The sequence below is a fragment of the Mitsuaria sp. BK041 genome (genome assembly GCF_014193085.1).
Lineage (GTDB): Bacteria > Pseudomonadota > Gammaproteobacteria > Burkholderiales > Burkholderiaceae_C > Roseateles.
Genome location: NZ_JACHYT010000001.1, coordinates 3621948 through 3645308 on the forward strand (window position 1 = coordinate 3621948; position 23361 = coordinate 3645308).

The window sequence follows — 23361 nt, forward strand, 5'->3', positions numbered from 1 at the left end:
TCCTCCACTGACCGCAACCGGGCGCCTGGCCCCGCCTCAGCCGGCAAGGACTGCCCCCGAGTCCGGCGTGGACGCCAGCACCAGTTGCGGCGCCAGCGGCGCCGTGGTGTCGAGCCAGAAGTCCAGCGTCGCGGACGCGCTGTTGCCCGCCGCATCGACCTGGGTGGCGACGACCCGGCACAGGCCTTCCATGCCCGCGAAACGCGACGCCGGGATTTCCGCCCCCTGCCACTCGATCGGGGGCTCTTCCTGGATCGACACCGTCAACGTCGCCGTGGGATCCAGGCCCAGGATCTCGATCGTCGGATCGGAGGTCCAGCGATCGGTCGCGCTGCTCCCCGTGTCGCGCTTGAGCCGCAGCGTCGGTACCTCGGGCGGGGTCTGGTCCAGCTCGAACACGAGCGACGCTTGCGGGCTGTCGTTGCCCGCGAGGTCGGTCTGGTAGACCAGCACGGACTTGCGGCCGTCGCCGCCAGCCTTCGCCGCCTCGCTGCCGGGGATGCGGTCCAGGTCGCCCGGATGCCAGGTCGCGCCGCCGTCGAAGCTGTAGGACCAGCGCGCATCGGGCTCCAGGCCATGGACCCGCACGGTGCCGTCGCGGGTCAGGGGCGTGCCGTCTGGCATCGTGCCCGCGGCGAAAACCTGCAGGCCCAGGACGGCCTCGGCGGGGCGGTGGCCCGTCCCGCCCGCGCCGCCGCCGGACGGCGAAGTCGATGGATCGCCGCCCGGTGCCGAGGGCCAGCCGTCGAGGGCGGGCCACGTCGCTCCACCGCCTGCGGCGATGGCCCCCGGGGCCGAGCCACCTCCGCCACCGCCGGCGGCGCCGACGCCCAGCGTGCCAAGGCCCAGCCCGCCCAGCAGCAGCGGCAGCGGCAGCGGCATCAGCGAACGATCATCGTCGTCCTGGGGCGGCGCGCGGTCCGGCATGGCGGTCGCGCCGGCCTCGATCGAGGTCGACTGGGCATCGACGGCGGCAGGCGAGCTCGGATCTGCGGTGGCATCGTCGTTCAGGGCATTGGTCGCGGCGTCAGTCGAGGTGTCGGCCGTGGCGTCGTTCGGCGCGTCAGTCGGGGCATCACTCGGGACGTCAGTCGGGTCGGTGGCTCGCGACCGGCCGCGGCGGGTGTCGTCCCGGGCGGTGGGCACGCCATCCGCATCGAAGTCAAGGGCAGCGGCAGGCGTCGGCAAGGAAGAGCGGGGCATGTCGAATCCAAGAGGGTGAGAGGAGCCGCCAGTGTTGGCCCGCCGGCCCGCGGGCGCATCTGCCCGGACCAGTAGCGCATCGGCCTCCGGGCCCGGACACCAGTAGGTCGACCGACTCGTTGCCGTCGTCCGGCCCGTCGCCCTGCCCGTTGTCCCCCGCTGTCCCCCCCTGTCCGTCGCCATCCGTCGCTGTCCGCCCGCTGTCCGTGCGAGTGTCCGCGGACACCCCTGCGCTGGCGGCTCTTTGCGGCAAGTCTTTGATTCCACGGAGGATTTCCTTCCCCGGGCCGATGGCACGCGCCTTGCGATCCGGTGTGGCATCGATCACACGGACCACCCTCGGACACCTTCATGATTCGCGACACCTCCGGACAGGACGTTCCCCTCGCCCGCCCCCAGGGACGGCGCCGGCTGTGGCTGGCGCTGGCGGGCGCCGGGCTGCTGGCCGCCGCGTTCGCCGCCGCGCCGGCGGTGCAGCGGATGATGGGCAGCGGCAACTCGGTCAGCTTGCAGCGCCTGTCGGTCGCCGCGGCCGAGATCGGCCCGCTGGTGCGCGACATCGCCGGCGAGGGCAAGGTGGTCGCCGCGATGAGCCCCACCGTCTATGCGCTGCACGGCGGCAACCTGGTGCTCAAGGTCAAGGCCGGCGACAAGGTCGCCAAGGACCAGTTGCTGGGCGTCATCGACAGCCCCGACCTGCGCGCCCGGCTCGCCCAGGAGCAGAGCAACGCCGACGCGCTGCGCACCGAGGCGTTGCGCGCCGAGGTCGACGGTCGCGAGCAGCGCGCCGCCCTGCGCTCGAGCTACGAGAACGCCGCCATCGACCTGCAGACCGCCCGCAACGACCTGGAGCGCCAGACCAAGGCCTACGAGGCCGGCGCGGTCGCCGGCATGCAGGTCGAGAAGGCCCGCGACGCGCTGGAGAAGGCGCGCATCACCGCCGCCCACGCCAAGGACGGGCTGGGCCTGAAGGACGACAGCCTCAAGTTCGAGCTCCAGGCCAAGCAGCAGGCGCTGCAGCGCCAGCAGCTGCTGGTGAAGGACCTGCAGCGCCAGGTCGCCGAGCTCGAGCTGCGCTCGCCGGTGGACGGCCAGGTCGGCCAGCTGCTGGTGGCCGAGCGCGCCAACGTGAACGCGGGCACCGGCCTGCTCACCGTCGTGGACCTGAGCGCGCTCGAGGTCCAGATGCAGGTGCCCGAGAGCTTCGCCCGCGACCTGGCCATCGGCATGCCCGGCGAGATCGCCGGCAACGGCCGCCAGTGGAAGGGCCTGGTCAGCAGCGTCTCGCCGGAGGTCGTCAACAACGAGGTCGCCGCGCGGCTGCGCTTCGACGGCGCCACGCCCGACCAGTTGCGCCAGAACCAGCGCCTGTCGGTGCGCGTGCTGCTGGACCGCCGCGAGAAGGTGCTGACCGTCGCGCGCGGCAGCTTCGTCGAGGACGGCGGCGGCCGCTTCGCCTACGTCGTGCAGGACGGCCAGGCCGTCAAGCGCCCGATCCGGCTGGGCGCGCAGAGCCTGTCCAAGGTCGAGGTGCTGGAGGGCCTGCGGCCCGGCGAGCGGGTCGTCGTCTCCGGCGCGCAGGCCTTCGAAGGCGCCGAGCGGGTGACGCTCAGTCCCTGAGCGCCGCACGCGCCCTCCCCACCGGCCCCGACCACCGACGTCGACGTCTGACACCGCCGTCATCGCCCATTCACCGCCCCATTCATCGCCCACCACCGCCCGCGAGGAACCCCATGCTGAAGATGCAATCGCTGTCCAAGGTCTACCGCACCGAGATGATCGAGACCTACGCCCTGCGCGAGTTCAACCTGGACGTGCGCGAAGGCGAATTCGTCGCCGTCACCGGCCCGTCGGGCTCGGGCAAGACGACCTTCCTGACCATCGCCGGCCTGCTGGAGGCCTTCACCGGCGGCCGCTACGAGCTCGACGGCGTCGACGTCAGCCGCATGGACGACACGCAGCGCTCGCGCATGCGCAACGAGAAGATCGGCTTCATCTTCCAGGCCTTCAACCTGATCCCCGACCTCAACGTGCTGGACAACATCGAGGTCCCGCTGCGCTACCGCGGCATGAAGTCGGCCGAGCGCCAGCAGCGCGCCCGCGACGCGCTGGCCCGGGTCGGGCTGTCGGCGCGCGAGCGTCACTACCCGGCCGAGCTGTCCGGCGGCCAGCAGCAGCGCGTGGCGATCGCCCGCGCGCTGGCCGGCTCGCCGCGCCTGCTGCTGGCCGACGAGCCGACCGGCAACCTCGACAGCGCGATGGCCCGCAGCGTGATGGACCTGCTGGAGGAACTGCACCGCGACGGCGCCACCATCGTGATGGTCACGCACGATCCGCAGCTCGCCGCGCGCGCGCAGCGCAACGTGCATGTGATCGACGGCCAGGTCGTCGACATCGCGGCCGAGCTGCACATGGACCCGGCGCTGCTGCGCGCCGCGGCGGCCCCGTCCAAGACGCCCACCTCGGCCTGACCATGCGCGCACGCTTCCCTTCCCGGCCGGCGGCGCTCGCGGCGGTCGTGGTGGCCGCACTGTGCGCGGGCTGCTGCCTGCCCGCCGCCGCCGAGGACCTGCTCGAGGTCTACGCGCAGGCGCGCGGCGCGGACCCGGTGCTGTCGGGCGCGCGCGCGGTCCGCGGCGAGCAGCAGGAGCTGGCCGTCCAGGCCCGCGCCCAGCTGCTGCCGCAGTGGTCCGCCCAGCTGAGCGAGTCGCACCAGCGCGACGACGGCCGCCAGCACCAGCTCACCCACAGCCTCAGCCAGGTGCTGGTCGACCTGAGCCGACTACGCAGCTGGGATGCCGCGAAGACGCTGGTCAGCGCCGAGGACGCCCGCGTGCGCGCCGCCGAGGCCGACCTCTGCGCCCGCGTCGCCCGCGCCTATTTCGGCGTGCTGACGGCGCAGGCCGCGCTGGCCACCGCGCAGGCGATCGAGGACGTCTACGGCCAGCAGGTGGCGCAGGCGCAGTCGCGCTTCGAGGCCAGGCTGTCCGCGTCGCTGGACGTCGAGCAGGCGCGCGCCTACTACGAGCTGGCGCGCGGCACCACCGCGCAGGCGCGCGAGGAACTGCTCGACGCCCGCCAGGCGCTGGCGCAGATCACCGGCCGCATGCCGGGCGAGCTGCAGCCGCTCGCGCCCGAGCTGGCGATGCTGATGCCCGAGCCGGCCGACCCGCAGGCCTGGGTGACGCAGGCGCTGCGCGACAACCCGGCGCTGCAGGCCGCGGCGCTGGCCGTGACCGCGGGCGACCAGCGCGTGGCCGCCGCGCGCGCCGCCCACCTGCCGACGCTGAGCGCGGGCCTCGATGGGCAGCGCCTGTCCGGGCCGGCCGTCGCGCCGCAGGACACCGGCCGCTACACGACCACGATCGGGCTGAAGCTCACCATCCCGCTGTTCGCCGGCGGCGCGACCGAGTCGCAGAAGCGCCAGGCGATCTACCAGCGCGAGCAGCTGCGCGACGACCTGGAGGGCGCGCGCCGCGCGATGACCCGCGAGACGCAGGCGCAGTACCAGGCGGTGCTGTCGGCGCTCAGCCAGATGCGCACCGCCGGCGCCGCGGTGCAGGCGGCGGAGAAGGCGCTGGCCTCCACCCGCAGCGGCCTGGACCTGGGCGCACGCACGATGACCGACCTGCTGCTGGCCATCCAGACGCAGAGCAACGCCCGCAACGCCTGGGAGCAGGCGCGCCACCGCTACGTGCTGTCCAAGCTGCTGCTGCAGCAGGCGGCCGGCGCGCTCGGCGAGCCCGAGCTGGCCGCCGTCAACACGCTGCTCGGTCCGGCGCCGGTCCCGGCCCCGATCCCGGCCACCCCGCCTTCGGCCGCGCATGCCCCCTCGCCCGGGACCGTGCCGGCGACCGCGTCCGTGACCACCCCTGCCGCGCTCGCGGCGCGATGAGCTGAGAGAGGACCTCCGATGCTGACCTACTACCTCGAACTGGCCCTGCGCGCCTTCCGCAGCCATCGCGGCCTGACGGTGCTGATGCTGCTGTCGATCGCGATGGGCGTGGCCGCCTGCATGACGACGCTGACGGTGTTCCACGTCCTGTCGGGCGATCCGATCCCGCACAAGAGCGACCGGCTCTTCAACGTCCAGCTCGACGCCGAGACCCGGCGCGACTGGAAACCCGGCGACGAGCCCGAGCTGCAGCTCACCCGCTTCGATGCCGAGCAGCTGCTGCGCGCGAGACGCGGCGTGCATCAGGTCATGATGACCGGCGCCTTCATCGCGATCGACCCGGCCGGCTCGGGCGACGCCGCGCAGCCGCCGTTCTTCACCGGCGGCCGCTGGACCTCGGCCGACTTCTTCACCATGTTCGACGCGCCGTTCCGCTACGGCAACGGCTGGACCGCCGCCGACGACGGCGCCGAGGCGCGTGTCGCGGTGCTCTCGGCCGAGCTCAACGACAAGCTCTTCGGCGGCCAGGACAGCCGCGGCAAGACGGTGCGGCTGCGCGACAAGGACTTCACCGTCGTCGGCGTGCTCCAGCCGTGGCGGCCGGCGCCGCACTACTTCGACCTGACGCTGGGCTCCTACGCCAAGCCGGCGGACGTCTACATCCCGCTGTCGACCTCGCTGACGCTGCGCTTCGGTGGCGCCGGCAACATGAACTGCTGGGGCCGCTCGGACGGCATCGATCCGCGCTCGCTCAACGCGCCCTGCGCCTGGCTGCAGTACTGGGTGCAGCTGGACACGCCCCAGCAGGTCGCCGACTACCGGACCTACCTGACGCAGTATTCCGACCAGCAGCGCGAGGCCGGCCGCTTCGAGCGGCCCGCCAATCCGCGGCTGACGGGCGTCATGGCGTGGCTGAGCCAGCGCAAGGTCGTGCCCAGCGACATCCAGCTGCAGGTGTGGCTGGCCTTCGGCTTCCTGGCCGTGTGCCTGACCAACACCGTGGGTCTGCTGCTGGCCAAGTGCCTGCGCCGCAGCGGCGAGATCGGCGTGCGCCGCGCGCTGGGCGCGCCGCGGCGGCAGATCTTCCTGCAGTTCCTGGTCGAGGCCGGCACGCTCGGCCTCGTGGGCGGCGTGCTGGGCCTGGCGCTGACCTGGATCGGGCTGTGGGTGGTGCGGCAGAACCCGTCGGACTACGCCCAGCTCGCGCGGCTGGACTGGCAGATGCTGGCCACGACGCTGGGCGTCTCGCTGGCGGCCAGCGTGCTGGCGGGGCTGCTGCCGGCCTGGCGCGCCTGCCAGATCACGCCCGCCATCCAGCTCAAGACGCAATGACCCGCTGACCCCGAGTCAAGGAGAACGCCGACATGGACATCCTGCCCATCCTCTCGACGCTCAAGCGTCACAAGACCGCCGCCGGGCTGATCGTGCTGCAGATCGCGCTGACCTGCGCGATCGTGTGCAACGCGCTGTTCCTGATCTTCCAGCGCATCGAGCGCATCAACGCCGACACCGGCGCCGACGAGCAGGCGCTGGTGACCTTCTCGCTGGCCAGCATGGCGCGCGTCGAGAACCCCGAGCCGCAGACGCAGGCCGACCTGGCCGCGCTGCGGCAGGTGCCGGGCCTGGCCTCGGTGACGCTGACCAACCAGTACCCGTATGGCCGCAGCTCCAACAACTCTGGCGTGCGGCTGACGCCGGACACGACGCAGTCCAGCCGCGTCGTCGCCAGCCACTACACGACCGGCCCCGGCTTCATCGGCACGATGGGGCTGAAGCTGGTCGAGGGCCGCGACTTCGAGGCCAACGAGTTCGTGCCCGGATCGACGCTGGACGCCAATCCCGATCCGCGCGTGCCGGCGGTGATCATCAACAAGACCATGGCCGAGCGGCTGTGGCCCGGCGAATCGGCGCTGGGCAAGGCGATCTACGTCTACGGCAACGAGCCGCAGCGCGTCGTCGGCGTGGTGCGCGACCTGCCCTCGCCCAACCCGGGCTCGGAGGACGAGAACGCGCTCAACACGATGATGTTCCCGGTGCAGCCGAGCTTCCGCGGCGGCGGCTTCATGATCCGCGTCGCGCCGGGCGCCGACCGCGAGGCGGTGCTCAAGGCGGCCACGGCCAAGCTGCTGGCCAACAGCCCGGGGCTGCGCCGCGTGATCCGGGACCAGAACACGCTGGTCAAGCTGCGCGCGGACTACTACCGCCAGGACCGCTCGATGATCCAGCTGCTGGCCGGCGTGTGCGTCGGGCTGCTGGTGGTGACGGCCTTCGGCATCGTCGGCCTGGCCAGCTTCTGGGTGCAGCAGCGCACGCGGATGATCGGCACGCGACGGGCGCTGGGCGCCACGCGCGGCCAGATCCTGCGCTACTTCCAGACCGAGAACCTGCTGCTGTCCAGCGCCGGCATCGTGCTGGGCATGATCGGCGCCTACGGCATCAGCCTGCTGCTGATGAAGAACTACGAGCTGCCGCGCCTGCCCTGGATCTACCTGCCGATCGGCGCGCTGGTGCTGTGGACCCTGGGCCAGATCGCGGTGTTCGCGCCGGCGCGGCGGGCCGCGGCGCTGCCCCCGGTGGCGGCCCTGCGCGGCGGCTGAGCGCCGGCCCCCTTGCTATGCTGCGCCACCCATGAGAACCGTCCTGATCATCGATGACCACGCCGGTGTCGGCGAGGCGCTGTCGCTGCTGCTCTCGCTGCACGACATCGAGGCGCTGTACGCGGCCTCGCCGGCCGAGGGCCTGGCCGTGCTGGCGCGCCGGCGCGTGGACCTGGTGATCCAGGACATGAACTTCAGCGCGGACACGACCTCGGGCGAGGAAGGCCGCGCGCTGTTCCAGCAGCTGCGCGAGCGTCATCCGGACCTGCCCATCATCCTGCTGACCGCCTGGACGCAGCTGGAGCAGGCGGTGGCGCTGGTCAAGGCCGGCGCGGCGGACTACCTGGCCAAGCCCTGGGACGACGCCAAGCTGCTGGCGACGGTCGAGAACCTGCTCGAGCTGGCCGAGAACGGCCGCGCGCTGCGCGAGAGCCGGCACGAGCAGCGCCAGCGTCGCGAGGAACTGCGCCGCCGCTACCGACTCGGCGGCCTGGTCTTCGAATCCCCGGCGCTGCTGCGCTGCCTGGAGCTGGCCTGCCAAGTCGCCCGCTCGGCGGCGCCGGTGCTGGTCACCGGGCCGAACGGCAGCGGCAAGGAGCGCATCGCGGCGATCGTGCATGCCAACTCGGCGGTCGCTGGCGGACCCTTCGTGGCGATCAACTGCGGCGCGCTGCCGGGCGAGCTGATCGAGGCCGAGCTCTTCGGCGCCGAGAGCGGTGCCTACACCGGCGCGGCGCGGGCGCGCGAGGGCCGCTTCGAGACCGCCGACGGCGGCACGCTGTTCCTCGACGAGATCGGCAACCTGCCGCTGGCCGGCCAGGTCAAGCTGCTGCGGGTGCTGGAGACGGGCCGCTTCGAGCGGCTGGGCTCGAGCCGCACGCGCCAGACCGCGGTGCGGGTGATCTCGGCCACCAACGCCGACCTGCGCGCGATGGTGCGCGCCGGCACCTTCCGCGAGGACCTGTACTACCGGCTCAACGTCATCGAGGTCGCGCTGCCCGGCCTGGCCGAGCGGCCGCAGGACATCCTGCCGCTGGCCGAGCACTTCCTGGCGGGTCGGGCCACGCTCAGCGACGGCGCCCGCGAAGCGCTGATGGCGCACCCCTGGCCGGGCAACGTCCGGGAGCTGAAAAACGCCATCGAGCGCGCGGCGCTGCTGGCGCCGGGCCATGTCATCGGCGAGCAGGACCTGGCGCTGCCGGCCGCCGCGCCGCTGGCCTCGCGCAACCTGGACGAGCCCAGCCGCGAGGCCGTCGTCGCCGCGCTGGACGCCGCGGCCGGCGTCGTCAGCCGGGCGGCGCAGTCGCTGGGGCTGTCGCGCCAGGCGCTTTACCGGCGCATGGAACGCTACGGGCTGAGCGCCGATGCGTGAGGCTCGCGCGACTCGCGTGGCTTGTGAGGCTCGCGGGATGCTTCAGGCTCGCGAGGCTCGCGAGGCTCGTGAGGAACGCGGGGGACGCGAGGCGCGCTCCGAGCGCCGCGGCCCGAGATCGACCCGGAGCCCGCATGCGCGAGCCTGACCCACCGCGGCGCGCGCGCTGGCACCGCTCGTTGCGCCTGCGCCTGGCGCTGTGCCTGATCGCCGCGGCGGTCGCGGCGCTGTCCATCCACCTGACGCTGACCTGGTGGCCGGTGCCGCGCCTGATGGCGGCGCTCGGGCGCGAGGCGCTGGCGCCCTGGAGCGCGACCGCGCTGGCGCTGACCGGCGCGTTGATGCTGCCGATCGCCTGGGGCCTGGCCAGCCTGCTGCTGATGCCGCTGACGCGGCTGCTGCGCGCGCTGGAAAGCACGGTGCTGAGCTACCGCGATGGCGAGTTCGGCAGCGCGATCGCGGCCGATCCGCCGGGCGGTCTCTCGGAGCTGTCCAGCCTGATGCGGCTGCACAGCGAGCTCGGCCAGGCCCTGCGCGAGCAGCGCCAGCACCTGGCGCAGCGCGAGCTGCTGCTCGACACGGTGGTGCAGAACACGCCGGTCGCGCTGGTGCTGACCGACGCGCGCGAGCGCATCGCCTACGCCAACATCGCCGCGCGTCAGCTGATGGACCGCGGCCGGGGCCTGGCCGGCCGCGACCTGGACGAGGTGCTGTCGCAGGCGCCGGACGACCTGCGGCAGGCCTTCGCCGGCACGCAGGACGGGCTGTTCAGCGTCGTGCTCGACGGCGAGGAGGAGCGCTTCCACCTGTCGCTGCGCGACTTCCGGCTGCAGGGCCAGCCGCATCGGCTGCGACTGCTGCGGGGAATGACGCGCGAGCTGTCGCGCCAGGAGGTCGCGAGCTGGAAGCGGGTGATCCGGGTGATCAGCCATGAGCTCAACAACTCGCTGGCGCCGATCTCGTCGCTGGCGCACAGCGGCGCGGAGCTGGCGCGGCGCGGCATGCACGAGCGGGTACCCGGCGTCTTCGCCAGCATCGGCGACCGCGCGCAGCACCTGCACCAGTTCCTGGCCGGCTATGCGAGCTTCGCGAAGTTGCCCGCGCCGGTGCTGACGCCGGTCGAGTGGGCGCCGTTCATCGAATCGCTGAGCGCGCATTACCCGTTCACGCTGGGCAGCGAACTGCCGGCGGCGCCGGGGCGCTTCGACGCAGCGCAGATGGCGCAGGCGCTGATCAACCTGCTGAAGAACGCGCACGAGTCCGGCAGCGCGCCGCAGGGCGTCAGCCTGAGCGTGGGCGCGCCGCGCGAGGATTGGCGCATCGAGGTCGGCGACCGCGGTCCCGGCATGACCGAGACGCAGCTGTCGCAGGCGCTGCTGCCGTTCTACTCGACCAAGCGCAGCGGCAGCGGCCTGGGTCTGGCGCTGGCGCGCGAAATCGCCGAGGCGCACGGCGGCCGGATCGCGATGGGCAACCGCGAAGGTGGCGGACTGTGGGTGGCGATCAGCTGGCCGCGGTCATGACCGCGGGCGATCTCACTTGTAGAAGGCTTCGACCTTGCCCTTGAGCTTGATCATCAGCGGCTGGCCCTTGCGGTCCAGCGTGCGGCCGGCGGGCACCTTGATCCAGCCTTCGGAGATGCAGTACTCCTCGACGTCCTTGCGTTCCTTGCCGTTGAAGAGGATGCCGATGTCGTGCTCGAACACGGCGGCGACGTAATGCTTGCTGCGCGGGTCGATGGACAGGTGGTCGGGCAGTTCGGGGCGGGTGGTGTCGCTCATGGCGGGGTCATGCAGGGGGAAACCGAAAACGCGGCATTGTCCCGCAGACGGACGCCCTAACATCCGCCGCATGCCCACCATCGACAACTCGCGCTCTTGGAGCGCCCCGAGCGCGCCGAGCGCCTCAAGCGCCTCAAGCGCATCGGTCGCGCCGACCTCATCGGTCGCGTCCCCTGCTCCCGCATCCGCCGTCGACGCCGTGACCCTGGCGGCGCTGGCGGCCTTCCCGGCCCAGCTGGCCGCGCATTTCGCGCTGTTCCCCGCCGAGGCGAGGCACTGGGCGCCGCCGTCGTGGGACGGCGTGCCGAGCGAGCCGCTGACGGCGATCGAGCAGCTGTGCCATGTGCGGGACATCGAGATCGACGGCTACCAGCAGCGCATCCGCCGCACGCTGGGCGAGGACGATCCGCTGCTGCCCTCGCTGGACACCGACGCGCTGGCGCGGGAGCGCCGCTACGACGAGGACGATCCGGCCGCCGCGCTGGCGGCTTTCGCCGCGGCGCGCCGGGAGACGCTGGCGATGCTGGCCGAGATCACGCCGGAGCAGCTGCGGCGCCGCGCCCGCTTCGAAGGCTACGGGCCGCTGACCTTCAAGTCGCTGATCCATTACCTGTGCAGCCACGACCAGCAGCACCTGGCGGGGCTGCAGTGGGTGCTGGGGCAGTACGACGCGGCGCAAGGCGCCGTGCGCTGACGCGGTTCAGCGGTGGCCGGTCCGCGGGGGCCGGCCGCGGGTCATTCGTCGCAGCGCTGGACCACCGGGGTCGCGTACTCGTGGCCGACGACGGCGCGGGCGAACAGGTAGTTCTCGCGCGCCTGCTCACTGAGCTGGTCCAGCGTGACCTGGCCGCGCTCATCGCAGGGGAAGCAAAGACCGCGACCTGCGTGGAACAGCGATTCGAAACGCAGCAGATAGCGGCCCTGGCCGGCACCGCCGCGGACGGAGGACTGGCGCTGGAGCGCGCCGAACTGGGAGGGACTCATGGACGGACTCCGTGGCCCGCGGGGAGGATCGGGCCGGACGATCCAACCTTAGGCCGCCCAGCCCCGGCCCGCGCGTGCATACGTCGCGAATGGCGCGATTGTTTCGGATGTTCCCCGCGGTCGCGTGTGGTCGTGCGCTCGTGTGAAGGATGGATCGACCAGCACGGCGGGTCTGGCGGGGCCCGCCTCCCCCGCGGCTGCCACCGACGCAACCTTCCGGCGGACTGGCCACCGACGTGGCCAGTCCTGTCTTCGCTTCATCGGGTGCCGACGACCATGGTCGCCGGCTCTTGCGCCCCTCAGAAGCTCATGTGGCGGGTCGGCTCATTGACGGCCATGCTGGGCATCCGCTGCGACGTGTCGGACGTGGAGGCGACCGACGATGTCGTACCCGACGCGGTGAAGGCCGCCATGGCCGAGACCAGCGACTGGGCCTGCGTGTCGGTGAGCACCGAGCCATCGCCGAAGCGGAACTCCTCGACGTGGTACTTCGTGCCGAGGTACCAGTCCTGCAGCGTCAGCACGTCGCTGGTGCCCTTCACCTTGGCCAGCAGCGCGTTGCCGCTCTTCTGGAAGGTGATGTCGCCCTTGGCGATGTTGGCGCCGAAGCTGACGAAGTCCTTCACGCCGGTGGTCGCGTCGTTCTCGACGATCGTGTCGCTGCCGTAGCCGCGGCCGAAGACGTAGCCGTCCGCGCCCGCGCCGCCGGTCAGCGTGTCGTTGCCGCCGGCGCCGTCGAGCGTGTCGTTGCCCGCAGCGCCGGACAGCGCGTTGGCGCCGGCGTTGCCGGTCATGACGTTGTCAGCGCCATTGCCTGTGGCGCCCAGGCTCGACGTCCCGGTCGCCAGCGTCACGTTCTCCAGGTTGGTCGCCAGCGTCAGGGTGACCGAGGTCAGGACGGTGTCCATGCCCTCCGAGGCGTTCTCCGTGATCACGTCCGTGGTCGCGTCGACGACGTAGGTGTCGTCCCCTGTGCCGCCGAGCATCGTGTCGTTGCCCGCGCCGCCGTTCAGCGTGTCGTTGCCGGCGCCGCCAATGAGCGAATCCACTCCGGCCGCGCCGACCAGCGAGTCGTTGCCCCCGCCACCGTCGAGCTTGTTGGCGCCGCCGTTGCCGGTGAGCACGTTGTCCAGCCCGTTGCCGGTCCCGGCCAGCCCGCTGGAGCCGCTCAGTGTCAGGTTCTCGACGTTCGCGCCGAGCGTCCAGTTCACGCCGCTCTGCACGAGGTCGACGCCTTCGCCCGCGTTCTCGATCACGACGTCTCCAGTCGCATCCACAACGTAGGTGTCGTTCCCCAGCCCGCCGCTCATCGTGTCGTTGCCCGCGCCACCCGACAGCACGTTGGCGCCGACGTTGCCGGTCAGCACGTTGGCCAAGGTGTTGCCGGTGGCATTGATGTCGGCGGAGCCGGTCAACGCCAGTTGCTCCACGTTGCTGCCCAGCGTGTAGCTGATGCCCGCCTGCACCTTGTCCGAGCCCTGGTTGGAAGACTCCGTCACCACGTCGCCCGCGTTGTCCACCACGTAGGTGTCGTCGCCCGCGCCGCCCTTCAACGTGTCCGCGCCCGCGCCACCGTCAAGCAGATTCGCGCCCGCGTTGCCGTCGAGCTTGTTGTTCAGCGCATTGCCCGTCGCCGAGATCGGCGCCGTGCCCGTCAGCACGATGTTCTCGACGTTGGCCGACAGCGTGTACGAGACCGACGCCTGGACGATGTCGACGCCCTCGTCCGCCGCTTCGACGACCACGTCGCCAGTCTGGTCGACGACGTAGGTATCGTCGCCGGTGCCACCGATCATCGTGTCGTCGCCAGCGCCGCCGTCCAAGGTGTCGTTGCCGCCCAGGCCGATGATCCGGTCGTTGTCTTCATGCCCCTCCAGGCGCTCGGCGGCATCCGAGCCGTGGATGGCGACCAGCGATCGAATGTAGGCAATGTCCCGCACCGTGCCGTCGGAGAAACGCACCGCGGAGACGCTGCTGCCGCCCGCTCCCGCGAGGCCATCCTTGATCTTGATCGAATCGCTCCCGAAGTACAGCATCAGATCGTTGGGCCAATAGCGGCCCACCTGCAGGTCGGCTTCATTGAGACCGGCCCCGAGCACGATGACGTCGGCACCGTTCGTGTCGACGATCTCGTCCCAACCGTCCCCCGCAGCGAAGCGATAGATGTCGTCCCCCAGGCCGCCGACCAGCGTGTCGCTCCCCTGCCCGCCAGAAAGGTCGTCATCACCACCACCGCCGCCGATGCTGTCGTCGCCGCCAGCACCCGCCAGGGTATCGGCACCTGGGCCGCCAATGATCAGGTCCGCTTCGTCGGTCACCGCATTGCCGTTGCCCGCAAGGAAGCGCGTCCTCAGTTGATCGGCGTTCACCTGGAAGCCGTCGGCGAAAGCGAGAGCCGACAAGCCCAACTGGAAGGCGTCCGGGACGTCCGGTGAAAACACGTTGCGCAAGCTCACCGAGTCCGCCGACGTGCCCAGTTGCAGGAGCAGGTCGTTGTTCCGACGGCTGAGTACCAGCTCGCCTGCCTCAATGCCGGCGCCAAACTGGATGACGGCCCCGGTATACCCACCCTGGATCCAGACCGAATCCGCGCCGTCGCCGCGGCTGAACAGCACACGCGCCCGCGAGTCGGTCACGCTGCTCAAAGCCAGCGTGATGGTGTCATTGCCAGCGCCGCCCGTGATCAGGTCGTCTCCGCCGGTCGAGTAGATCTGGTCGTCGCCAGCCCCGCCGTCCATCGTGTCGGATCCCGAAGAGAACCGACCCGACCAGCGGTCGTAGGATGAGCCGTCGCTGATCGTGTCGTGGCCACCGCCGCCCAGGATGCGGTTGTTCGCAGCGTTGCCCTGCAGCGACTCGCCCGCCTCGCCGCCAAGGATGTCCACGGCGCCCGCCGCATCGTCCAGGATCAGGCGCTCCACCGACGTCGACGGGTCGAGCGAGAACGAGGTCCTGCTGCCCGCGGACACGATCACGATCGTGTCCGTGCCTTCGCCGACCAGTTCGACAACGACGTCGGACGCGTCGACCCGGTAGGTGTCGTCGCCCTGGCCGCCGATCAGCGTGTTCGCCGCCGCGTTCCCGCTGCCGTCGAGCACGTTGCCCAGCGCATTGCCGGTGCCGCGCGTCGCCGCCGTTCCGGTCAGGACCAGGTTGTCCACGCCCTCCCCGAGGGTGTAGGACAGCGAGGTCTCCACGGTGTCCTTGCCGGGACTGCCGTTGGGCCCGTTCTCGTTCTCGATCACGTCACCGACATCGTCGATGACGTAGGTGTTGTCGGCATAGGCGTTGCCGATCAAAGTGTCGGCGCCGCGTCCGCCGTCCAGGCGGACGTCGTACTCGACCACGCGGGCATCGATGACGTTGTCCAGGTCGTTCCCGGTGTACAGGTGGGCGATGTCGGCGTTGGTATAGGTGTCGTAGAACCCTTGCCGGTTATAGGTCACCAGGTCTTCGACGTTGTCGGCCAATGTCGCGTGGTACGCGGTGGTGACGACCGTGTCGCGCCCCTCGTCGACCAGCTCGACGACAAGGTCGTCGGCATAGGCAATGCTCGATGCGCTGTTGATGTAGGGATTGCCTTCGCCGTTGATCGAGTTCGTGTAGTAGACGTCATCCCCTGCGCCTCCGATCAACGTGTCGCGTCCCTCGCGGAGCGTGCTGCCCAGGAGCCGCGGATCGAAGATGCGCGACCAGGTGGAGCCGTTGAGGAACATCGGGGCGTTGAGCTGGTTGGACACGCTGTCACCGACCAGCGTGTTGTCTGCGGCATCTCCGCGGATGCCCTTGTCGAGGAGCGCCAGCAGCGCGTCGGTGCTCAGGACGTTGCCGTCGGCGAATCGGAACCGCTCGACGCGTGCACCGGCGTCGGTGCCCCAGTTGCGGAATCGCAGCGAATCGTTGCCGCCGGCGATCGTCAGCAGAAGATCATTGCCGGAGCGCTCGACACGGAGGTCCGCGACCGCGATGCCGGTGCCGAACTCCACGACGTCCTCGTACCCCGCACTCTCCGCGATGACCTCCTGACCACTGCCTCGGACGAATCGATAGGTGTCGTCGCCCGCCCCCCCCGCCAGCGTGTCGTTGCCGAGTCCGCCCTCCAGGGTGTCCTTCCCCATGAAGCCCACGATCGAATCGTCGCCGGTCGAATAACGCAGCGACTCGATCTGCAACTGGGCGAAGTCATACGTGGTGCCATCGCCGAGCGTCACCTTGTCGATTGCGCGGTAGTCCTTGCCGCCGTAGTCGTTGAAGGCATTCTCGAGAACGACCGTCAGGTTGCCGCCCGTGATCGAGAAGCCGGTGCCCGTGGAGCGCACCAGGGTGGAGGCCGCGGTGAAGGCTTCACCCACGAAACGGAGCTCATCGCCGTAGCCGCCGTTGTCAGCGATGGTCCAGGTCTGCCGGACGTCACCGGCGACGGCGTCCAACGGTGTCGCGACGTAGATGTCGTCGGAATAGCCACTGTCGTTCGCCGAGGACGTGATGTCCGCGCCGGTGCCGTAGCCCAGGACGTAGGTATCCTGGCCGTCGCCGCCGCTCATCGTGTCTCGGGCGTGGCGCGTGCGGCTGTACAAGGTGTCGTTGCCGTCGCCGCCCAGCAGGAGGTTGACGCCTTCGCCGCCATCGAGCGTGTCGTCGCCGGCATCGCCCTGCAGCGTGTCGTCGCCTGACTGGCCCTGCAAGGCGTCGTTGCCGTCGCCGCCAACGAGTTGGTCGTTGTCCTGACCGCCGTCGATCTGGTCGTTGCCGACGCCGCCGTAGAGCGTGTCCCGGCCGGCGTCGCCGAAGAGGCGGTCGTCGCCGGCCTTGCCATCGATCCGGTCATGTCCGGTGCCCGCATCGACTTGCTCGTTGAACGGGCTGAGGACGATCACGTCGTCGCCGGCAGTGCCCTGCGGTCCGCGGCTGCCGGGTGCGGCGATCGCCGCCTCGATCGCGGCGGCGTCCCAGACCGCGCCGTTTTCAAAGACGAAGCGTTCGATGACGCCGCCGTTGAAGTGGTTGGTGAGCACGAGACCGCGCTCGCCGTCGGGCGTCCAGATGCGCAGGTCGTCCCCCACGCGGTCAAGGCGCAGGTCCGCCGGCAGGATGGCGGGTCCGAGGCGGAGGGTGTCGATGTCACCGACGTTTCCGGCCGTCTCGGCGATCACCGCCAGGCCGCCCGTCGCACCCCAGCGATAGAGGTCGGAGCCGGTACCGCCATCCATGAACTCGCCTTCGGTCAGGATGTCGTCGCCCGCGCCGCCCAGCAGCGAGTCGATGCCCTCGCCGCCCGAGAGCGAATCATTGCCCGCGTCGCCGGACAAAGTGTCGTTGCCTGCGCTGCCCGACAGCGTGTCCGCGCCGTCCAGGCCGTTGATGACATCGTCGCCGGCAAAACCGTCGACGCGATCGTCCTCCACGGTGCCCGGATAGGTGTCCGCGCCGTCGCTCATGCCGGTGGTGACGTTGGCGCGGATCGTCGCCGCGTCCCAGCGGGTGCCGTCGTCGAAGACGATGGCCTCGATCGCCTGCGTCGCGAAGTGGTTCGCCACCGTCATGCGGTCGCCGCCGCGGACGATCACGAGGTTGTCGTACAGGCGGATGAGCTGCACGTCGGCGGGCTTCACGCCGTCGACGACCCGCACGATGTCGACATCTCCGACGCCGCCCGTCTCCTGGACGTACTCTTCCTGGCTGCCGGCTGCGAACACGTAGGTATCCGAACCGTCGCCGCCGCTGAGCGCGTCGTAGCCGGCGCCGCCCTGCAGGACGTCGTCGCCGGCGCCGCCGTGCAGGGAGTTGCCGCCGGCGCCGCCCTTCAGCGTGTCATTGCCGGCCCCACCTCGCGCCTCCTCGATCACCGTGCCGAAGCCGATGAAGGACTGGTTCTCCGCGAGGATGCTGTTCGCCTTGGCGCCGCGGTAGTTCCACGAGCCCGGCGTCAGGTCGATGTAGACGCCCTGGGTTTCCGCGCTGGCGTCCAGCGTGTCGTAGCCGCCGCTGTCCTGCACCCAGCGGGCGCCGAACTGGTGGATGTCGCTCCACGGGTTGATGGTCCCGGCAACGCCGAACAGCCGCTGCAGCGCGGCCACGTCGAACGCCGCCAGCTGCGTCGCCGGTCCGTCCGGCCGCGTGTAGGACATGACGGTATTGGCGTTCGTGTTCTCGGCGTTCGGCAGCACGGGTGCCTCGAACGGATGCTTCAGGCCAAGCGCGTGGCCGATCTCGTGCAGCAGGGTTTCGAAGCCGGAGGTGCCGATGTCCAGCGAGCGCTGCGGCTTCGTGTTGCCGAATTCGTCCTGGACGCTCTTCGAATAGAAGGTGCTGTTGAGATGGATCTGTCCTGTCGCGGGCTCGGCGTACCCGGCGAACGCGCCGAGTCCTTCGGACGTCAGGTCATCGAGATGGAAGCTGAGGTCCGACTGGGAGCCCTCCGGGAGTTCGTAGAACTGCAGGTTCAGCACGTCGCTGAATCGCCTGAGCGCGGCCCGCACCGACTGCTTCTGCGCCTCGGTGAATTGGTAGGCCCCCGTGACGCCCGCCGCCGCCCATGCGGCGAAGGAGTAGCTCAGCCAATGCTTGCCGGCGACCTTGATGGTCTCGCGGGAGACCAGCGCGTTGACGAAGTAGGTCGAGGCGAGCGACGCGAACGGGTCGGGGGGGACTTCGCCCGCAGCGGGGGGAGGCGCCATCGCGAAGATGTCTTCGCGGTCCCAGACCGTGCCGTCTTCGAACGTGATTTCGGCAATCGCACCCGGGACACCGTCGTCGCCCGTGCCATTCACGCTCGCGGAGGTATCGCCGATTCCGAATGCGTTGCTCTCGTAGAAGCCTGCGACGCGCACCAGGTCATTCACGCCGTACTTGATGACGAGGTCGACGCCTTCGCGCTTGATCGAGCGGATCTCCTTGCTGTCGAACTTGAACGCCAGAAGGTTGCGCGTGCCGTTCGCGGCATCGTCCCGGATGACGTCCTGCCCATCCCCCTTCGAGAAGACATAGAGGTCGTTCCCACCGCCGCCACTCAGTTCATCGTTGCCTGCACCGCCCTCGAGGACGTCGTCGCCGTCGGTGGACTCGCCCCCGTCGCCATAGAGCTTGTCGTTGCCGTCCCCGCCTCGCAGGATGTCCCGTCCACCGCCGCCGAAGATCAGGTCGTTGCCGACGCCCGCGTCGAGGATGTCGTCGCCATCGTCGCCTTGCAGGTCGTCGTCGCCGGAGCCGCCGGCGAGCAGGTCGTTCCCCTCGCCTCCGTACAGCTTGTCGTTCTCGGTGCCGCCGTCGAGATAGTCATCGCCCTTGCCGCCCCACATCACGTCGGCGCCCGCCTCGCCGAAGCCGTGATCGTTGTCCTCGCCGCCGGAGATCGAGTCGTCCCCGATACCGCCGAACAGGTAGTCGTCGCCGAAGTTGCCCCACATGCCGTCGTTGCCCGCGCCGCCGACGAGGTAGTCCCCACCCATGCGCGCGGTGTCCATGCCTGGCGGCAGGGTATTCGTCGGATAGAGGTTCATCGCGTCGCCATACAACTTGTCGTTGTCGGCACCGCCGTACAGCACGTCGGCGCCGTAACCGCCGACCAGCATGTCGTCGCCCTTGCCGCCCTTGACAAGGTCTCGCCCGGCGCCACCGGACAGTTCGTCGTTGCCTTCCCCGCCATCCAGCTCGTCGTCGCCGTCGTAGCCGACCAGCACATCGTTGTCGGCATCGCCGTAGAGCTTGTCGTTGTTGTTGCCGCCGTAGACGAGGTCGTTGCCTTCGCCGCCGTGCAGTTCGGCGCCCTGGAGGTTTGCACCGGCATAGAGCAGGCGATCGCCTTGAGAGTCATACACCGTGATCGTGATCGGCTTGCCGAAGGTCGGACCGGGTTCCTCCGGCAGGAAGTCGCGATTCTGCACGTGCTTGTCGCCGACCTTGATGTCTCCGACCTGCAAGGTGAAGGTCAGGTAGGGCTCCAGGCTTGCATCTGCCGCCTCGACGTTCGCCCACCATAGGTGGCCGGTGTAGGTCGGGTTGGTCGACAGCTGCGCTTCGAAATGAATGTCGAATACGGAGAGCTCCGGGTGCGCGATCTCACGCGTTTCGCCGGGGACCTGGTAGGAGAACATATGGGCGGTATCGAGCGTGCCGCGGTAGCTGTAAAGCCACCATGTGTCGTCCATGCCCTGCGCCCAGAACAGATCGTCGTAGACGTTGCGCTGCACTTTGAAATCGAGGCCGGCGCGCAGCATGTCGTCGCCTTCGCCGCCGTAGGCGACGTCCTTGCCCTCGCCGGTGAAGATGACGTCGTTGCCCTCGCCGCCTTCCAGCCAGTCATCGCCGCCCCAACTGTCGATCAGGTCGTTGCCCTTGCCGCCGAGGATCACACTCCGTTCGTCGGTGCCGTACAGGATGTCGTTGCCTTCTCCGCCGTCGAAGGCGTTCATCCAATCGGGGAACTCAGGACTGTCGACGAAGTTGTTGATGGCCAGGGCTTCGGGCGTCTTCAACGGGACATTCGGCCGCTCGCGCTCCTGCGCCTCGCCGGACAGCGTGATGCCGTACTGCCCGGGGGTCCAGTCGCGGAGGTAGATCGTGTTGAGCTTGTCGCCGGAGTAGCTCAGTGAGAGGGTGGTCGATCCGTCGAGGTCGTACTTGCGGATCTCCATGCCGTTGGCGGTGATCCAGGCGAGCTTGTCGGCGTCGTAGCTGGCGGCGCCGATCTGCGCGTCGTCGGCGAGGATCTTGTCGGAGCCGGCCAGGTCCTCGATCATGTCCGCGCCGAAGTCACGTCCGGTGAAGTTGTAGCGGTCGTTCCCGGCCCCGCCCTTCAGGTAGTCGGCGCCCTTGCCACCCGTGATGTCGTCGTTACCGCCGCCGGCCTCGATGACGTCGGCGCCGTCGCCGCCGTCGACGGTGTCGACCTCGTCGCCGCCGCGGATGCTGTCGTTGCCGCTGCCGCCATTCAGTGTGTTCTTGCCCTTCGCGCCGATCAGGATGTCATTGCCGGCGCCGCCATCGAGCGTGACCTCACCGTCGCCGCCTTTGACTTCGAGGACATCGTTGCCGTCCTCGCCCCACATCCTGGTGGTGTCGGCTTCTCCCTGGTCGAACAGGTAATCCGCGCCGTCACCGCCACGCAGCTCATCACTGCCCGCTCCGCCGTTCAGGAAGTCGGTGCCACTGCCGCCGTCGAGCTTGTCGTTGCCGTCACCGCCGAACAAGGCATCGCTGCCGTTGTCGCCGGAAAGCTCATCGTTGCCCGCTCCGCCGCTCAGCACGTCCACATTGTTGCCACCGAAGAGCTTGTCGTTGCCGCTCCCGCCATCCAGGCGATCGTTGGACGCGCCGCCGGACAGGATGTCGTTGCCCTGGCCACCGAAATAGAAGTCGCGTCCCTCCGTGGCGGCGATCTCCTCGCTCGTGGTCCGATTCTTGTCGGACCCGAACACGACGTGGCGCGTCCGCGCCGTCATCGCCCCGTCCTTGAGGCTGGCGGAGCGCCAGATCTTGATCTCTCTGTCCCTGTCCTCCCAGATGACGTCATCGGCGTCGTAAAGGCCCTTCAGAGACGCGTCCTCCACCCCACCGTTACCGTCGGCCTTGCCCTTCACGTAGTCGAGGTTCTTGGCGTTCAGGTCGTTGAGGGTGCGCAGATACTCCGCGCGCTCCGAGAGCCACTTGTCGCTCACATACCTTGGCGTCCTATCAGATGGGTCGATCTCCCCTGCTACCCGCTTGCGATCTTCGTTCCATTCCTGATAGACCCCGCCCCAGGCTGCCATCATCGCGGCGTCCTTGAGTTCGCCCGTCCCGAGCTGAATCACGAACGGACTGCCCGAATAAAGCGCGGCATAGACGCCGAAGTCGTTGCGCGCCAACTCTTTCAAGTTGAGAGCATCCGTGGGGATCAATGTGAGCTTCGCGCGGCCTGCTGCGGCCTCCTTGTAGAAGGTCGAATCCTGGATCTGCTTCAGCACCTTGTGCAAGGCTTGCCGGCCAATGGTCAGCTCATCGCCCATGTCGGCCCACGTGCCGCCTTCGTTGGACGCCTTCAGCCGGCCCTTGCCATCGGCGGTTGCGCCCAGGAACAAGTCGGCTAAAGCATTGACGGCGCGCTCAAGCGCATCGCCTTCCGCCTTCCCCTGCTCGCCTACATTCGTTTCCTTGCGCCGATTGGACGCGTCGCGCAAAGCGCGGTCGATCAATTCAGAGGTGCTCGACAGCTGCTCGTCTGACAGGGGACCTGCGAGATTGAGCAGCGTGTTCTGCACGCTCAACGAATCGACGAGAAGCACAAGGCTGTGCGTATCGCCAAAATCGTTCTTGTCGTAACCGTTGACGAGAAGCTTGATCGCATTCCACTTCCACGACTGGTCCAGTACCTTTCCAATAACCTCCCCGCGCAACAGCGGCTGGTCCTCGATAAATACCCGGACCTCCTTGCCCACATGCAATTGAGAATTGGCGACTGCTGACGGGGACGTATCGCCCTGAACGTCAAACTGATTACGCAGGGACTGGTGAACTACGCGTCCATTGAAAGTCTGGATGAGGTTCTGGACAAGCCCGGTTGCATCAGAGCTTTTCCGAATCTCCAGGAGTGCAAGCTGATAATCCAGCCCATACTGCGCAATGGAAGTCAAATCGACGGAAACCGGGGTAGTCGGACTCTTGATGTCGCTTTTCAGCCGCTTGACCTCCTCCGCAATCAGCTTGGAGCTATCAAGCGCTCTTTGCAGTCGCTCGGCGTCGAGAACGGCCTGAGAGTCACCCTGTTGGTTGTCATGTCCGTTTTGGACGATGAACGCTAGCGCCTTCTGATCGGCTTCGGAAACCTCCAATCCCTGCGCCATGGCATCACGAGTTCGCCGGTAAATCGCATCCAGGGTCGGATCGTCAAACTTGAAACCGTCCGCCCGCATATTAGCGAAGCTCTTGACCAAGGAAGACAGCGTCTTGTCCGGGTCGTAGCCGCCAATGCCAGCGCCATTGAAAGTGACGACCTGCGATACCTCGCTGTTGTGCATCACATTGAAGGCAGTGGCCAGATGACCGCCAAGACTGTAGCCGGTCACCGAGAACTGGCCAGGTTTCAGCACATCGTCCTTGACCAGTTTCGCGTACCAGTCCTCCATGTCCTGAAGCTGCCCCCAGGCGAACCCAGTTTCCTTGATCTCCAGGGTGTTAGTCGCCACGTTGTCGCGAGCAGCGTCATCTACAAATTCGGTACTGCGGAAGCTGAGAATCCGCTCACCCTTCTTCGCGCCGGTAGCAGGGTCATCATTGATGCATTCAAACACGGTACCGCTGAACCCTGAGCCGGTGTTTGGCTGCTGGGCAACCACGCTCCAGTGCTTCACGAAATTCTCGGCTCCGACTGCTGTGAATCGGCTCGCATGCTCATTGCCGGTAAGCAGAGCATCCTTAAGGGCCGCACCCACTAGCACTTGGTTGGACGGATGCCCTTTCTCTGTAAGGAATGCCTCCGCCGCCATCTGCAGATTGGCATACTTCAGAAGATTCGGAATACTTAATTTATCGCCGTCATTTTGCATAATTACT

The 23361-nt window shown here is 69.0% G+C and carries 12 protein-coding genes; 8 read left to right on the plus strand and 4 right to left on the minus strand.

Going from position 1 to position 23361, the window contains the following annotated elements:
* Nucleotides 1–36: 36 nt before the first annotated feature.
* On the minus strand, nucleotides 37–1203 hold the full coding sequence (locus FHT38_RS15360) for a hypothetical protein (protein ID WP_183492275.1): 1167 nt from the start codon (nucleotides 1201–1203) through the stop codon (nucleotides 37–39).
* A 351-nt stretch (nucleotides 1204–1554) separates the two neighbouring features.
* On the opposite strand from FHT38_RS15360, the gene FHT38_RS15365 reads away from it, so the two are divergent.
* The 7 genes from FHT38_RS15365 to FHT38_RS15395 all read left to right on the plus strand — a co-directional run bounded on the left by FHT38_RS15365 (nucleotide 1555) and on the right by FHT38_RS15395 (nucleotide 10590).
* A complete protein-coding gene (locus FHT38_RS15365) occupies nucleotides 1555–2823 on the plus strand; it encodes an efflux RND transporter periplasmic adaptor subunit (protein ID WP_183492276.1) in 1269 nt (422 codons plus the stop codon).
* Nucleotides 2824–2936: 113 nt separating this feature from the next.
* A complete protein-coding gene (locus FHT38_RS15370; protein WP_183480937.1) occupies nucleotides 2937–3674 on the plus strand; it encodes an ABC transporter ATP-binding protein in 738 nt (245 codons plus the stop codon).
* Between the two features lie 2 nt (nucleotides 3675–3676).
* Entirely contained in the window at nucleotides 3677–5098 is a 1422-nt protein-coding gene (locus FHT38_RS15375) for a TolC family outer membrane protein (protein WP_183492277.1), read from the plus strand.
* An 18-nt stretch (nucleotides 5099–5116) separates the two neighbouring features.
* On the plus strand, nucleotides 5117–6430 hold the full coding sequence (locus tag FHT38_RS15380) for an ABC transporter permease (protein ID WP_091734029.1): 1314 nt from the start codon (nucleotides 5117–5119) through the stop codon (nucleotides 6428–6430).
* 32 nt (nucleotides 6431–6462) lie between these two features.
* Nucleotides 6463–7695: an ABC transporter permease gene (locus FHT38_RS15385; RefSeq protein ID WP_183492278.1), complete on the plus strand. Its 1233-nt coding sequence runs from the start codon at nucleotides 6463–6465 to the stop codon at nucleotides 7693–7695.
* 31 nt (nucleotides 7696–7726) lie between these two features.
* A complete protein-coding gene (locus FHT38_RS15390) occupies nucleotides 7727–9067 on the plus strand; it encodes a sigma-54 dependent transcriptional regulator (protein WP_183492279.1) in 1341 nt (446 codons plus the stop codon).
* A 134-nt stretch (nucleotides 9068–9201) separates the two neighbouring features.
* The gene (locus FHT38_RS15395; protein WP_183492280.1) at nucleotides 9202–10590 is read left to right on the plus strand and encodes a PAS domain-containing sensor histidine kinase; all 1389 of its coding nucleotides are present in this window, start codon (nucleotides 9202–9204) and stop codon (nucleotides 10588–10590) included.
* 12 nt (nucleotides 10591–10602) lie between these two features.
* Here the strand turns inward: FHT38_RS15395 and FHT38_RS15400 are convergent, their stop codons facing one another.
* Nucleotides 10603–10848 carry a DUF3297 family protein gene (locus FHT38_RS15400; protein ID WP_091734035.1) on the minus strand — a complete coding sequence of 82 codons (246 nt, stop codon included), beginning with the start codon at nucleotides 10846–10848 and terminating at the stop codon, nucleotides 10603–10605.
* A 199-nt stretch (nucleotides 10849–11047) separates the two neighbouring features.
* On the opposite strand from FHT38_RS15400, the gene FHT38_RS15405 reads away from it, so the two are divergent.
* Complete coding sequence (locus FHT38_RS15405; RefSeq protein ID WP_310737384.1) at nucleotides 11048–11542, plus strand: DinB family protein; 495 nt, start codon at nucleotides 11048–11050, stop codon at nucleotides 11540–11542.
* 41 nt (nucleotides 11543–11583) lie between these two features.
* Here the strand turns inward: FHT38_RS15405 and FHT38_RS15410 are convergent, their stop codons facing one another.
* Both FHT38_RS15410 and FHT38_RS15415 read right to left on the minus strand, forming a co-directional pair.
* Nucleotides 11584–11832 carry a hypothetical protein gene (locus FHT38_RS15410; protein ID WP_183492524.1) on the minus strand — a complete coding sequence of 83 codons (249 nt, stop codon included), beginning with the start codon at nucleotides 11830–11832 and terminating at the stop codon, nucleotides 11584–11586.
* A gap of 299 nt (nucleotides 11833–12131) precedes the next feature.
* Nucleotides 12132–23354, minus strand: a complete 11223-nt coding sequence (locus FHT38_RS15415; RefSeq protein ID WP_183492282.1) for a calcium-binding protein — start codon at nucleotides 23352–23354, stop codon at nucleotides 12132–12134.
* Nucleotides 23355–23361 lie beyond the last annotated feature (7 nt).

Bases quoted from the DNA above. Each gene is read 5' to 3' on its own strand.
- FHT38_RS15360 (WP_183492275.1), bottom strand. From the start codon at position 1,203: ATGCCCCGCTCTTCCTTGCCGACGCCTGCCGCTGCCCTTGACTTCGAT.
- FHT38_RS15365 (WP_183492276.1), top strand. From the start codon at position 1,555: ATGATTCGCGACACCTCCGGACAGGACGTTCCCCTCGCCCGCCCCCAG.
- FHT38_RS15370 (WP_183480937.1), top strand. From the start codon at position 2,937: ATGCTGAAGATGCAATCGCTGTCCAAGGTCTACCGCACCGAGATGATC.
- FHT38_RS15375 (WP_183492277.1), top strand. From the start codon at position 3,677: ATGCGCGCACGCTTCCCTTCCCGGCCGGCGGCGCTCGCGGCGGTCGTG.
- FHT38_RS15380 (WP_091734029.1), top strand. From the start codon at position 5,117: ATGCTGACCTACTACCTCGAACTGGCCCTGCGCGCCTTCCGCAGCCAT.
- FHT38_RS15385 (WP_183492278.1), top strand. From the start codon at position 6,463: ATGGACATCCTGCCCATCCTCTCGACGCTCAAGCGTCACAAGACCGCC.
- FHT38_RS15390 (WP_183492279.1), top strand. From the start codon at position 7,727: ATGAGAACCGTCCTGATCATCGATGACCACGCCGGTGTCGGCGAGGCG.
- FHT38_RS15395 (WP_183492280.1), top strand. From the start codon at position 9,202: ATGCGCGAGCCTGACCCACCGCGGCGCGCGCGCTGGCACCGCTCGTTG.
- FHT38_RS15400 (WP_091734035.1), bottom strand. From the start codon at position 10,848: ATGAGCGACACCACCCGCCCCGAACTGCCCGACCACCTGTCCATCGAC.
- FHT38_RS15410 (WP_183492524.1), bottom strand. From the start codon at position 11,832: ATGAGTCCCTCCCAGTTCGGCGCGCTCCAGCGCCAGTCCTCCGTCCGC.
- FHT38_RS15415 (WP_183492282.1), bottom strand. From the start codon at position 23,354: ATGCAAAATGACGGCGATAAATTAAGTATTCCGAATCTTCTGAAGTAT.